Origin of the sequence: Enterobacter cloacae complex sp. S3 (assembly GCF_014930495.1) — a bacterium.
GTDB classification, from domain to species: domain Bacteria; phylum Pseudomonadota; class Gammaproteobacteria; order Enterobacterales; family Enterobacteriaceae; genus Enterobacter; species Enterobacter asburiae_B.
Map to the genome: position 1 here is coordinate 1 of NZ_JADBRD010000060.1, position 13,179 is coordinate 13,179.

At 42.7% G+C, this 13,179-nt stretch carries 10 protein-coding genes and 4 pseudogenes; 9 read left to right on the forward strand and 5 right to left on the reverse strand.

Annotated elements, in window-relative coordinates; translation table 11 throughout:
* Window positions 1–160 precede the first annotated feature (160 nt).
* The 9 genes and pseudogenes from IM317_RS22420 to IM317_RS22460 form a co-directional block, all read left to right on the forward strand.
* Complete coding sequence (locus tag IM317_RS22420; RefSeq protein ID WP_024551180.1) at window positions 161–1,003, forward strand: TnsA endonuclease N-terminal domain-containing protein; 843 nt, start codon at window positions 161–163, stop codon at window positions 1,001–1,003.
* Complete coding sequence (locus tag IM317_RS22425) at window positions 990–3,113, forward strand: transposase (RefSeq protein WP_024551181.1); 2,124 nt, start codon at window positions 990–992, stop codon at window positions 3,111–3,113. Before IM317_RS22420 ends, IM317_RS22425 begins: the two co-directional genes overlap by 14 nt.
* Complete coding sequence (locus tag IM317_RS22430; protein WP_001049182.1) at window positions 3,113–4,561, forward strand: ATP-binding protein; 1,449 nt, start codon at window positions 3,113–3,115, stop codon at window positions 4,559–4,561. The genes IM317_RS22425 and IM317_RS22430 overlap by 1 nt, the downstream gene beginning before the upstream one ends.
* 41 nt (window positions 4,562–4,602) lie before the next feature.
* Window positions 4,603–6,160: pseudogene (locus tag IM317_RS22435) on the forward strand (TnsD family Tn7-like transposition protein).
* An 11-nt stretch (window positions 6,161–6,171) separates the two neighbouring features.
* Complete coding sequence (locus IM317_RS22440) at window positions 6,172–7,098, forward strand: hypothetical protein (protein WP_033144814.1); 927 nt, start codon at window positions 6,172–6,174, stop codon at window positions 7,096–7,098.
* A gap of 362 nt (window positions 7,099–7,460) precedes the next feature.
* Complete coding sequence (locus IM317_RS22445) at window positions 7,461–7,760, forward strand: helix-turn-helix domain-containing protein (RefSeq protein ID WP_001097217.1); 300 nt, start codon at window positions 7,461–7,463, stop codon at window positions 7,758–7,760.
* Between the two features lie 562 nt (window positions 7,761–8,322).
* Window positions 8,323–8,496: pseudogene (locus IM317_RS22450) on the forward strand (AAA family ATPase); the annotation flags it as partial.
* Between the two features lie 63 nt (window positions 8,497–8,559).
* A protein-coding gene (locus tag IM317_RS22455) for an IS3 family transposase (RefSeq protein ID WP_193362530.1) occupies window positions 8,560–9,707 on the forward strand; the annotation gives its coding sequence in 2 pieces (ribosomal slippage) (window positions 8,560–8,797 and window positions 8,797–9,707; 1,149 coding nt in all).
* Between the two features lie 16 nt (window positions 9,708–9,723).
* A pseudogene (locus tag IM317_RS22460) lies at window positions 9,724–9,876 on the forward strand (resolvase); the annotation flags it as partial.
* A 27-nt stretch (window positions 9,877–9,903) separates the two neighbouring features.
* On the opposite strand, the gene fghA reads toward IM317_RS22460, so the two are convergent.
* The 5 genes and pseudogenes from fghA to IM317_RS22485 all read right to left on the reverse strand — a co-directional run.
* Window positions 9,904–10,740: an S-formylglutathione hydrolase gene (fghA, locus tag IM317_RS22465; RefSeq protein ID WP_012561110.1), complete on the reverse strand. Its 837-nt coding sequence runs from the start codon at window positions 10,738–10,740 to the stop codon at window positions 9,904–9,906.
* Window positions 10,741–10,804: 64 nt separating this feature from the next.
* Window positions 10,805–11,203 (reverse strand): VOC family protein, encoded by a 399-nt coding sequence (locus IM317_RS22470; protein WP_012561111.1) that lies wholly within the window; start codon window positions 11,201–11,203, stop codon window positions 10,805–10,807.
* 43 nt (window positions 11,204–11,246) lie between these two features.
* Window positions 11,247–12,356, reverse strand: coding sequence for an S-(hydroxymethyl)glutathione dehydrogenase (gene frmA, locus IM317_RS22475; RefSeq protein WP_017384070.1), 1,110 nt, complete (start codon window positions 12,354–12,356; stop codon window positions 11,247–11,249).
* A gap of 34 nt (window positions 12,357–12,390) precedes the next feature.
* Window positions 12,391–12,666 carry a formaldehyde-responsive transcriptional repressor FrmR gene (frmR, locus tag IM317_RS22480; protein ID WP_017384071.1) on the reverse strand — a complete coding sequence of 92 codons (276 nt, stop codon included), beginning with the start codon at window positions 12,664–12,666 and terminating at the stop codon, window positions 12,391–12,393.
* Window positions 12,667–12,779: 113 nt separating this feature from the next.
* Window positions 12,780–13,179, reverse strand: a pseudogene (locus IM317_RS22485) (IS1 family transposase); the annotation flags it as partial.

The following is a 13,179-nucleotide window of genomic DNA, read 5'->3' on the forward strand; positions in this document are numbered from 1 at the left end:
ACTGTCCGAAGACAATAAAGTTGTACACAAAGCACTAAAGTTGTAACCATTCTCAAAAAACGACGCTAATGTTGTATACTTACTGAATGTGTGGTTATAGGGTTGGAGACTATAAAATGCACATATAGGTACGTATCAATGTCGTTTTTTGGGTACGATCATGGGTAGGGGTAGGCGTCTCAAATCCTATTTGGATTATGAAAATGCGCTAGGTGACGGCATAGGAGTGGGCTATGGCCAAAGTTATCAGCCCTGGCTTAGAGCTCAGGACGTTAAATCCCGTGGAAACCGTTCGATAGTCTTTGGCCTTAAGACGTTTCGAAACCATCATCTCCTTTCTTCTGTCGAAAGTAACTTTTTCTATCTGGCTGAGTTTAATGACTCGGTGATTGATATCCGGGAACAATTCCCACTCTTTCCTCTCCGGCTTACCCAACAAATAGCAAATCATCTACATTTTCAACATCCTATGGTGAGGGGAGTAAGAGGAGTACCTGTCGAAGTTCTGAATGTTATGACAACCGATTTTTTACTGACCTTGAGAACTCCTGAAGGCGGACTTCGATACAAAGCTATAGCAGTAAAACATAACGAGAGCATACCTGAACGCGAAGCCCAAAAACTTGAAATAGAGAGGATGTTTTGGCAGTTGATTGATGTTGAGTTTCAAATTTATGTTGGCTCGGAACTCAATAACGTCGTCGGTAAAAACATTTGCTGGGCTACTTCTGTATTAAGAGATGGTTCTGAATTTTATGATAAATATCCTCTTGATAAAATCCTATGGAAGCTTAAACCAGATGTTTATCCCATAGTGGGACTACGTGCAATGATTTCATCAATCATTGGGGTAGATGCACAAGAAGCGATGATGTTATTGCAGGCAATGATTGGATTAAAAATGATAAAAATTGATTTATCATATCCAATACTCGAAACCGGTCTGATAAAGATAATATCCAATGGCCACTATATAGGACTGAACGCAAATGGATATTATTAGAAATTCAGTCTGGCTCTCTCAAGGCACTGATTTGCTTGCAGAGGGGCTTTATCGTGTTTTGGATTTTGACAAAAAGGTTGATTTGTTAATTTTGTTTAAAATAAAATCAGAAAGAACGGGTAAGCCAATTCCTTTCTCATTTTCATTGTTTAAATATTATATTGAATCAAATAGCATAACTTGTAAAGATTATATATACCCTTCATATATGTTAGTAGATGAGAAAGAAATAACAGATGAAGACAGGGGAAGGCGAGATGAAAATTACAATATCATTAAAGATCTTGTAGATGACAGAATGTTTCTGTTCGACTATGCATTACATAAAAAGTCTCACCTTTTAATGGACTACTCCAGAAATAAAAAAATATCACAATATACTATCAGAACGCTTCTGGCGTTATACTGGCGACATGGGCAGGATGTTTATGCATTACTACCCGCATTCTCGAACTGTGGTGCCGCTGGGAAAAGTAGAATCAAACATGAAATTAAACTTGGGAATTCCAAGAAAAACAGAGCATTACCTAATGAACGTTCACGTGTTTTCATTCTTAATGAAAGAGATATAAATAATATTAGAAAATCTCTCATTATGTATCATTATAAAGTTAACGGAGATACGATAAAGAAAACATTAGAGAGACATATTGATTTGTATTTTAGGGATGAAATTAAAACAGCGAACTTAGAAAATAGAGCTCCATATGTTCCTTCTTTAAAACAATTTTCATACTGGAATAAAAAACTCTTCACTAAAGATTTCTCGATAAAGAAGAAGAACACGAAAAAAGAAATAGACCTCAAAATGCGGGCGCTTTTAGGTAGTGCGGCTAATACAACTGTTTTACCGGGTGATGTTTTCGAAATAGACTCAACTGTCGCTGATGTACATCTTATTTCGAGTTTAAACAGACGAAAAGTCATTGGGCGCCCAACTATTTATACAGTGGTGGATCGCGCAACAAGAATGATTGTTGGCCTTCATGTTTCTTTATACCATGCTTCATGGCGAGCTGCCCGACAAGCGTTAGCAAATTGCTTTATGCCAAAAAAAGAATATTGTAGATTATTTGGAATCTCTATTACTAATGATGATTGGCCTTGTTCTCATATTCCATTAACATTGATGTGTGACAACGGGGAGATGATTGGTCTTAAACCTCAGGAAAAGATGACCCCCCTGACAAAACTTGAGTTTGCGCCAGTCGGTAGAGGCGACAGAAAAAGCATTGTTGAACGCTGTTTCGGTATTCTAAATGATGAAGTTATTCATAGGCTTATTGGAACAACACGAAGGGGTAAGATTGTTAAAGGAGAGCCAACACCGCAATCCAGGGCTTGTTTAACGATTCAGGAGGTCACGTCTTTACTGATTCGGGAGATACTTGCACATAATCAGAGAACATATGAAGAACTGGCTTATATCAATCCCTTACTGATTGAAAATGATCTCGTAATATCACCAAAAAATAGTTGGATGATAAGCTTAAAGCACGGGAGATTCAGCGCAAGAGCCGTTGGGGCCGACGAAGTGATCGCACGATTGTTGATCCCTGTGAACGCTAACATTACCGCCGGTGGGATTCAGTACAATAATCTTTTTTATGAATGTGATCCAGACATTGCATCAGGTGCCAGAGTATTTGGAAGAACCACTTGTGAAGCAAGAATAGATGACAATTGCGTAGATTATATATATGTAAGATTTGACAAAAATAGCATTTTCAAAAAGCATTACCTGCTTAAGAAAAGAGATATATTTAAAGGTAAAGCTCATCTTGATACAGATGTAATGGCTGATTGGGTAGATACTCAAAAAGAAATTAATTTATTTACTCTGAATTCACTCAGCAATATCAATAATAAAGATGATTTTAACAAGAAAGGTAACGAAAGATTAAATGAAATATACGAATCTCGACGGGTACATGGTAAAGATATTAAAAAGAACAGGAAAAATGAACTTGATTCATTAGGGCGAACTGATGTTGCTAATGGAAGACCTGAACCCCTACTTCCGTCATCCAGTAAGGTTCTGCTTTTGCCTGGCCGGGAGGAGAAACAAAGATGGTTAAAAGGTAAGAAGAAGACTGAGGACGCAGAATAATGAACCTTATACGGAGCGTTTCAGCGATATATAAAGAACAGGAGTTACCTGAGTATCGTGGCAACCCCTTAATTGAAGCACTTCCTGAAGCGCTTACGGAAGATGAAGTACTTCTGGAAATGAGTTATTTTCCCGAAATTGACGAAAAAATCCGCTGGACTGCCCCGGCGAATGTTAGAGAGCAGTATGTCGAACGTATAAAGAAATTCCGTTGCCCTCAAACCAATCTTATCCAGGCTTATAAAATGATTTTACGGGCACTTAGGGAAAGCTATGCAGCCCGTAATCCTTTAAAAAGCGGAACTATTCAATATCTTCATTACTATGGGACTGAGCGTCCTGATATTGAACCCGAAAGTGGATATTTTAAATCCCAGGCTGAAACCATTACGATAGTTGGAATGAGTGGTTCTGGAAAAACTACCATGATCGAGCAAGTCATGGATCATTTCCCTCAGATTATAGAACACAGCAGCTATAAAGGAGTTTTTCCCGGCTTCAGTAAGCAAATCGTATGGGTAAAGATTAATTGTCCATACAACTCAAGTGTGAGAGACCTTTGTGAAGAGATTTTACAAAAATTAGATGATGCAATTGGTATTGAACGAACTACACCAGAGATTAGAAATGGTGCTCTGGCTCGCCAGATTGCGCAAAGAATAAAATCATCATTTTTAGGTATCCTTGTTATTGATGAAATGCAGAGGCTAAAATTTTCAAGAACTGGAGGTGAGAGTAAGTTGATTGATTTTTTACATGAAATTGTAGATTCGATGGGGGTATCTATGGTTTTTTGTGGAAATCATCCTTTTGACGAGACTCTGACAAAGAAAATGAGAATTGCCAGGCGGGCAGAGTCTGGTGGTTATATGAAAATTTCAAATGTCAGATACGACTCACAAGACTGGCAATCGTTTATTCATTATTTATGGCCATTACAATGGACAAATGTTGAAACACCATTAAATGATGAGTTAAACGAAAAATTATTCATTTTATCTAAAGGCAACATTGGATTGGCTCAGATGATTTATCGGGGGGCACAATTAAAGGTTATCGGTAGCGGTAATGAAATCATAACTGGTGCAGTCTTGTCGGCCTCTGTACCGGTACTCGTAAGCCATACGGAGGAATATAAGGATACTTTACTCCCGGGGGCAGCGACTGAAGACGAGGAAGCCAAATGGCTCTCTGCATCTAATGAAAGTGATGCTTCGGCTAAGTTCATGTCAGAGAAGCCCTTAAAAGCTTTGATCCCTGGAGATATAGACAGGCCACAGCACAAGGAATTCGTAAGAAAAATAGACGAGGTTATGCGCAATTTCGACGAGAAAATACTGTCTCTTGACCATGATCTTGTTATCACCAGAACAGCTGAAAAGAAAAATACCTACGATGCTCTTCAGCGTTGCGGGCTTATAAATACAGATCCACTTAATAAATTGTAATGAGGTCATCAGTTCGTAACGGTCAAAGAGAGGTGGGGTAAATGAGAATGTTGTCTGTTTTACCTGATGAATCCTTGTTCAGTCGGTTTTGTCGGACAGCTACCGTGTACGGTATGTCCCCATCTTCTCTGTTAACGATCATTTTCCACAAACCTGATATGAGCGTCCATCCAATTCTCAATTCAGGATTAAAGGCTATTTCTCTTCATACATCCGAAAGTGCAGACCAGCTCTGGCATGAACAGACTTTACTCCCTCTGTTTGCCTGGGCACTACCAATCAGTCGTAATGAAATTATGGATTTCAACACGACCCCTGCCAGGCTTAATCGATTGTGCCGCCTTAGTAATTTTTCACTAGGACAGCGGACACTATTGAAGTTTTGCCCGGTTTGCGCTCGTGAAGATACTTTTCATTATGGTGTTACTTATTGGCATCTGGCGCATCAACTTCATGGGGTTACAACCTGCCATCGGCACCAGGTAGTGCTTGAAAGCATCAATGTCCCTTCTGCACCGCACATACGTATTGGACTGATGCCTCCTGTTTCGTATACAGAACAACTCAGCAATGAGACAGACTTCGATTTTGCTAAATTTTGTTATGAGTCCATAAATATAATCAGAAGAAAAGAAATTTGTCACCCAAATTACATGGATGTACTTAAAAAGTTAAATTTATTATCATTGGACGGGAATCTGAAGAAAAATGTATTTTACGCACATGTTTATGCTAAGTGCCAGTTATTTGGGGAGGGTTCATCGGAGCTTCTACCGACATCCCTTACTGATTATCACTACTGGGAGCCTATACTCAAAGATAAATGTTGTCAGCATCCCACAAAACACCTTTTGCTTTGTTATTGTTTGTTAAATACTTGCTGGCCAACGTATGCAGGAAGTCGTCCTAATAAAAAGAAAGAAATCTTTAAAAGTCATAAGGAATACAGCTTTCATATGGCTGAAAATAATACTAGTGTTAGCAACCTTGGGAGAGAATTTAATCGCAGCAGATGTTACATTAAAACACTTATTTATAAAAAATACCTGAGGGCGTTTAAGCGAAACACAAAAATTAATATATTCACTGAATTGCTTATCAAGTCTATGGCTGTAAGGGGGTTTAGTCTGGCATCCATAGCTGAGAAAAACTCATTATCGGAAGGAACTGTATCCTCTGTAATTTCATCTTGTTACGGTTTATGCTCATGGCGTAAAAAATGTAAAAAAGATTCTTTAAGACGGCGTCATAAGCAGAAAATATTAAGATTTATACATAATCAATCCATTTCTGTAACGCGAAAGTTAGTCAAGGAAAGTTGTTATGCTAGTTTCTTTTGGCTAAATAAACATGAAAATGGCTGGCTTAATTCCTGTCTTCCTAAAGCAGTACGATGTTATAGAAATAAAAGAGTAGACTGGAGCGAGAGAGATATAATCTCATCATCATTAATAAATGTTGTTTTATCTCAGGGGCAATACCCGATGTCACTTACAAGCCTGGATGCTTTACTGGGGGGGGCATAACTGGCTTTTGAAATACAGAGATAAACTACCAATGACAATGACACTTCTCAGGAAAAAGAATCTAATTAAATAAGAGGGAGTGATATGGTTTACGAAAATGAATTGTGGCACAGTTTTCTTCTGCGTTCACAGATAATGTATAACTTATCCAATTGCAGGAACATAATATCTAAGCATGGTGAACTAAGGTACGATGCCTTTCCTCGGCTCGAACTGATTGATATGTACAAATTGCATAGTTTGCAGGATATATATGACATTCTTGCCACAAGAAATGGTTATATACTAACTTCCAATATAGTGTCGTTATCTTCTGGTGTTTACGGGTATTTCAACGCTGTTGAAGATGCCTGTCGAAATAATTTACACATAACTAATTCATATCCATTGGTAAACATCTCAAAGATTCATTACTGCCATAAATGTATTATTGAAGATATACACTCTAAAGGCATTGGTTATCTTCGTCATAGATGGTTGTTTGAATCTAAATGTGCAGCTCATAGTACCTGTTTATATGAGGTTTGTTTTGACAACTATTTGGATGCAGTGAAAGGACTTAGTGACTTAATTATAAGTGGAATAAATCCTCATGGTTATTGTTCCCTTGTGGTTGACATTTCAAATCCTTTCAAAACTCCAGTGTATTTATTGCCATGTGCCAGGGATAAAATTTTAAAATGGATTTCTGACAATAAAAATGAGCTGGTTTACTTTCTCTTTGACCTCTTTAAAAGTAAATCGCATTCTAGTTTATTAAAGGTTATTGAAGTCAGGATAATGCATAGTAGTTATATTTCTGCGGTGTTCAGGATATTGAGTGAGGTTAATTTTTGTAATTTCAACTCATTTATTACCGATTTATTCGAGGACGTAAGTTATGCCTCTGTTGGACTTGATGATTATTCTGTTAATGTGGATTTTCTCAGGCTAAAAGCCGCAGATTGCAAATTTTGCCGGTTCAATGGTAAAAATTTTTGCTCACTTTTTAATGTAAAGCTTCTTCGCTAATTTTTACTTCATTTATAAACTACTAAGAAAGCTAATAAGATAGGGTTATATATTTTGATTAGGGCGGGAATAAATTATCACTTCCCGAGTATCCCTGGGGGTTACCACCTGAGTATGATGCCGGTTAGCAACAACGTCTAAAAGACCTACGATCACGATAAATGTCACTGGGTCACTCTCAAGCAAAGTGGTCAGGGGTGCTAGATACCAGTACTGCTTACTCAACACGGCCTTGTTTTTGAAAGATGCCGAATCTTGGCAAGAGGCGTATTACAGCCTATAGTCTGTTAATGAGTATTACAGCTTATCTGCTGTAAATCCATTCGTTGTGCTTGTTAACCCGTCGATACGGAAGATCACTTATGAACACTCAATACGCTTTGAAGACCTTGAATCAGTTGCGTCCTGTTTTAATCGGCTTTCGCAAAGCCAATGGACTGACGCAAAGAGATGTTTCTGAACGTTTGGGTGTAACACAGCAAACTTATGCCCGACTGGAGGCCAACCCTGCAAGTGTGGGTTTTGAGCGTTTGTTTAGAGTGTTCAGCGTCCTTGGAGTGGAGATCGTACTTTCATCCAGGGAACCATTGTCAGATGCAAAGCCCGAATACGGAGCTTTGCACAATGATTCTTCACTTCCAGCCAGGCGGGAGAAATGGTGACGCCATGCGCTTCCCGGTCTAATTGTCTGCAGCAATATTAACCCCTTAGCGGCCTGAAGTATCAGGTTGCTATGAAGCCTTTCGTTTCTTCTGTTATGTTAAATACACCAGTTTGAGCTGTTTCGGACAACCATAAATTATCTCTTCACTCTTAAATGAAAATTTTATGTCGATCACATTATCGATGAATTTAGGAAATAATCCGTAAATGAAAATCTATCTACCTTTAAATTTATCAATGTCCGTACGACATAATTAATATCAAAGAATGTGTATTATTATCATTTAAATCATAAAAGCCATGAGTCAGTTCCAAAAAATATAATGAGCATTGAAATTATTACCCATCATTCTGGAGTTTTAACTTAGCCATGTATCGAACCACAAGTTGGCTTCCGGTGTTTTGAGGAGCAGTAAAGTTCAGAAAGCGCGACCAGATCATAATCCAGAAATGTCGTTAAGATATTCTCAATAACGGTTATCCCTGCATGCTGGCAGGCATTTGAAAATATATTTTGTATTCAGGTTGCAGCAAAACGCTTTCTTACACACAGGACTTCATATGCGGCTCAAAAAATTAAAACTGAAAAACTTCAGAGGCTACAGAAACTCTACTGAAATCATTATTGATGAAGGCATGACGGGCATTGTTGGTCGTAATGACTTTGGGAAATCAACGCTTCTGGAAGCGCTGGCTATTTTTTTTGAAACAGAAGGAATGAAGGCTGACAAGAATTGAATCGCCACGGGTTTAACAGACACCTCAGAGTCATTTAAGATGGCTTAAAGAGAGGTGCCCATGAGCGGTAAGCGTTATCCCGAAGAGTTTAAAACTGAAGCAGTCAAACAGGTTGTTGATCGCGGTTATTCTGTTGCCAGCGTTGCAACACGTCTCGATATCACCACCCACAGCCTTTACGCCTGGATAAAGAAGTACGGTCCGGATCCTTCCACTAATAAAGAACAGTCAGATGCTCAGGCCGAGATCCGCCGTCTCCAGAAAGAGCTGAAGCGGGTTACCGACGAACGGGACATATTAAAAAAAGCCGCGGCGTACTTCGCAAAGCTGTCCGACTGAGGTACGCCTTTATCCGTGACAACACCTGTTGCTGGCCTGTTCGCCTGCTCTGTCGGGTGCTGGATGTTCATCCCAGTGGTTTTTACGCCTGGCTTCAGCAGCCGCATTCACAACGCCATCAGGCAGACCTGAGACTGACAGGACAGATTAAACAGTTCTGGCTGGAATCGGGATGCGTTTATGGTTATCGCAAAATCCATCTGGATCTGCGGGACAGCGGGCAACAGTGCGGAGTGAACCGGGTCTGGCGACTGATGAAACGTGTCGGGATAAAGGCTCAGGTCGGATACCGGAGCCCGCGGGCACGTAAAGGCGAGGCCAGTATCGTGTCGCCCAACAGGCTCCAGCGACAGTTCAATCCGGATGCTCCGGATGAGCGTTGGGTAACGGACATAACCTACATCAGGACCCACGAAGGCTGGCTGTATCTTGCCGTTGTTGTTGATCTGTTCTCACGCAAAATTATCGGCTGGTCCATGCAATCCCGGATGACAAAGGACATTGTCCTGAACGCACTGCTGATGGCTGTATGGCGGCGTAATCCCGAAAAACAGGTGCTGGTTCATTCGGATCAGGGCAGTCAGTACACAAGCCATGAGTGGCAGTCGTTCCTGAAATCACACGGCCTGGAGGGTAGCATGAGCCGTCGCGGTAACTGCCATGATAATGCGGTTGCAGAAAGTTTTTTCCAGTTGTTGAAACGTGAACGGATAAAGAAAAAGATCTACGGAACGCGGGAAGAAGCCCGCAGTGATATTTTTGATTACATCGAAATGTTTTATAACAGTAAGCGTCGGCATGGTTCTAGCGAACAGATGTCACCGACAGAATATGAAAACCAGTATTATCAACGGCTCGGAAGTGTCTAGATTATCCGTGGCTATTCACCGGGGCAAACAGGCCGATCAGGAACGACATAAGAAAGTTCTGTATTACCGACAGGTCAAGAAACTGAGCATAAGAGAAACTGCTGAAGCCACCAGTTACAGTACATCTCAGGTCTGCAGGGTTCAGGCCCTGTTCAGGCCTGAAAATTAAGCACATTTTCTGAGGCTGGAAATCAACTCATGCTGACAGCCTGAGCCTGTTGGCATGGTAAGCAATGTGCTCACCAATAAAGCTGGAAATGAAATAATAGCTGTGGTCGTATCCAGTATGATATCGGAACGACGCATTGAGGTTCATCTCATTGCATACTCTCTCAAGGATTTTGGTGCGCAGTTGCTCTTCATAAAAGGCGTCACTCAGCCCCTGATCAATGAAGATTTCTGGTAATTTTTCACCCTGTAAAATGAGGCTGACTGGATCGTAGGCTTCCCACGTTTTTCTGTTTTCACCCAGGTAAGCGCTAAATGCCTGTTGCCCCCATGGCACCTGAGAAGGCGATACTATCGGGGAAAATGCTGATACGCTCACATATTCACCAGGATTTCGCAGAGCCAGCACCAGAGCACCCAGCCCTCCCATAGAATGACCGGATATAGATTTTCTTGCCGTTGCAGGAAAATGATTCATGACGACATCCGGAAGCTCTCTGAGAATATAGTCATACATCCTGTAATGAACATTCCACGGCTGTTCCGTCGCGTTCAGATAAAAACCGGCCCCCTGGCCAAGATCGTAACTGTCGGCATCCGGGACATTATTACCCCGGGGACTGGTATCCGGGACAACAACGATGACGTTATGCCGGGCTGCATAATGCTGCATACCTGATTTGGTGATGAAATTCTGCTCAGTACAGGTCAGGCCCGACAACCAGTATAGTACCGGCAGTTTTTCTGTTACTGCTTTGGGAGGAAGATACACACCGAAATTCATTTCACAATTAAGGGATTGTGAATAATGCCGGTACACGTTTTGCCAGCCGCCAGAGCTGGCATGCTGCTCAATGAGTTCCATCAGCCGTTATCTCATGGTTATTTCCCCTGACCGAAGCCAGGGGAAGTATCTTTAAATCCGGACGTCAGATAAACGTATACGCCGTGATTTTGTTACCCGCCGGATCCCGCAGGTAGGCAGCATAGGCCCCGGGAAGGTGACCACGCGGGCCAGGTTGACCTTCATCAGCTCCACCGGCGGCAAGGCCGGCAGCATGGAAAGCATCAACCTCTTCCGGGGTGGCAGCAGCGAAGCCGACAGTCACCCCGTTAGCGGAAGGTGCTTCACCGTTGCCCGGACGGGCAATGATAAATGCCGGCTTTTCGCGGCCATAGAGTACCCAGCCGTTGCCAAACGGGCCGAGGTTATTGATACCAAGCGTGCCCAGGACGACATCGTAAAATGCGGAGGATTTCTCGACATCGGCTGCGCCAATGAACACATGAGAAAAGATGCCGTCACCAGAAATTACCGGAGTTGTCATTTTCCACTTCCTTCAGTTTGAGTTGATTAAAATTCTGATGGGATCAGTAATGAATCACTGTCCGGATAGATTTGCCTTCATGCATAAGCTCGAAGGCGTCATTGATTTCATCCAGTGTCATCGTATGGGTTACAAATGGCTCAAGGTCAATATCCCCCTTCATGGCATCCTCGACCATACCGGGGAGCTGAGTGCGGCCTTTTACTCCGCCAAACGCGGAACCTTTCCATACGCGCCCGGTGACCAGCTGGAAAGGACGGGTGGAAATCTCCTGTCCGGCCCCTGCGACACCAATGACAACGGACTGCCCCCACCCACGGTGAGCACTTTCCAGCGCTGCACGCATGACGTTAACGTTACCGATACATTCAAAGGTATGGTCAATACCCCACTTGTTGATATCCAGCAGAACATCTTTAATCGGTTTGTCATAATCATTCGGGTTAATGCAGTCAGTGGCCCCGAACTGACGGGCCAGGTCAAATTTTGTCGGATTAGTATCGATAGCGATAATACGTCCCGCTTTTGCCTGACGGGCCCCCTGTACCGCAGCCAGACCAATTGCCCCCAGACCAAAAATGGCAACTGAATCGCCCGGCTGCACTTTAGCCGTGTTATGGACGGCGCCAATACCGGTAGTCACGCCACAACCCAACAGGCAGACGTGTTCATGGTTCGCCTCCGGGTTAATTTTTGCCAGAGAAACCTCGGCCACAACGGTGTATTCACTGAATGTGGAACATCCCATGTAGTGGTAAAGAGGCTGACCGTTGTATGAAAAGCGAGTGGTCCCGTCAGGCATCAGTCCTTTGCCCTGAGTCTCGCGAACCGATACACAGAGGTTCGTTTTACCGGACTGGCAGAATTCACACTCCCCGCATTCAGCGGTGTAGAGCGGAATAACATGGTCACCCGGCTTCACACTGGTGACGCCTTCACCAACTTCAACGACGATACCGGCTCCCTCGTGGCCGAGAACCACCGGGAAAACGCCCTCAGGGTCATTCCCTGAGAGGGTAAAGGCATCGGTATGGCAGACACCTGTGTGGGTGTTTTTAATCAGCACCTCGCCTTTTTTAGGCGGAGCAACATCAATTTCAACAATCTCCAGGGGCTTCCCTGGTGCAAATGCAACAGCGGCACGTGATTTCATACGTAATATATCCTCAATGTAATAATGGCCTCACCTATTTAAGATAGGCACGAACCAGCTCAATCGTATCGTCAACTGATTTACTGACTTCATGACTGTAGCTGTCATTCTGGTCAAAGGTTTCCCGTATGTGGCTCTCCAGCACCTCTGCCATCAGTCCGTTAGCGGCGCCCCGGACGGCGGCGATTTGCTGGAGAACGGAACGGCATTCAGCGCCACTTTCAAGTGCTCTTTCCAGAGCATCAATCTGACCCCGGATACGGCGAACCCGGGTTAGGACCTTTTTTTTCTCTTCAGGAGTACTGGGCATTGCTTACCTCACTGCTCTGTATTTCTTATACTATAGGGGAGTATTACATTAAGATCAACACATACCCCACTATAGTATAATAAATATATCAGAGCACCGGTAATGACTCCAACTTACTGATAGTGTTTTATGTTCAGATAATGCCCGATGACTTTGTCATGCAGCTCCACCGATTTTGAGAAAGACAGTGACTTCCTGCCCAGCCTTGCCAGATGCTGCCTCAGATTCAGGTTATGCCGCTCAATGCGCTGCGTATATCGCTTGCTGATAACGTGCAGTTCTCCCTTCAGGCGTGATTCATAAAGCGGCCAGCCATCCGTCATCCATACCACGACCTCAAAGGCCGACAGCAGGCCCAGAAGACGCTCCAGCGTGACCAACGTGCGTTCACCGAATACGTGCGCCACAACCGTCCTCCGTATCCTGTCATACGCGTAAAACAACCAGCGCTGGCGTGATTTAGCGCCGACGTAACCCCACTGTTCGAACATTCACGAGCAAACAATAACGTCA

Excerpts from the sequence above, each read along its gene's own strand:
- IM317_RS22430 (WP_001049182.1), top strand. The coding sequence starts at position 3,113 with ATGAACCTTATACGGAGCGTTTCAGCGATATATAAAGAACAGGAGTTA.
- IM317_RS22440 (WP_033144814.1), top strand. The coding sequence starts at position 6,172 with ATGGTTTACGAAAATGAATTGTGGCACAGTTTTCTTCTGCGTTCACAG.
- IM317_RS22470 (WP_012561111.1), bottom strand. The coding sequence starts at position 11,203 with ATGACAACTCCGGTAATTTCTGGTGACGGCATCTTTTCTCATGTGTTC.
- fghA (WP_012561110.1), bottom strand. The coding sequence starts at position 10,740 with ATGGAACTCATTGAGCAGCATGCCAGCTCTGGCGGCTGGCAAAACGTG.
- IM317_RS22420 (WP_024551180.1), top strand. The coding sequence starts at position 161 with ATGGGTAGGGGTAGGCGTCTCAAATCCTATTTGGATTATGAAAATGCG.
- IM317_RS22425 (WP_024551181.1), top strand. The coding sequence starts at position 990 with ATGGATATTATTAGAAATTCAGTCTGGCTCTCTCAAGGCACTGATTTG.
- frmA (WP_017384070.1), bottom strand. The coding sequence starts at position 12,356 with ATGAAATCACGTGCCGCTGTTGCATTTGCACCAGGGAAGCCCCTGGAG.
- IM317_RS22445 (WP_001097217.1), top strand. The coding sequence starts at position 7,461 with ATGAACACTCAATACGCTTTGAAGACCTTGAATCAGTTGCGTCCTGTT.
- frmR (WP_017384071.1), bottom strand. The coding sequence starts at position 12,666 with ATGCCCAGTACTCCTGAAGAGAAAAAAAAGGTCCTAACCCGGGTTCGC.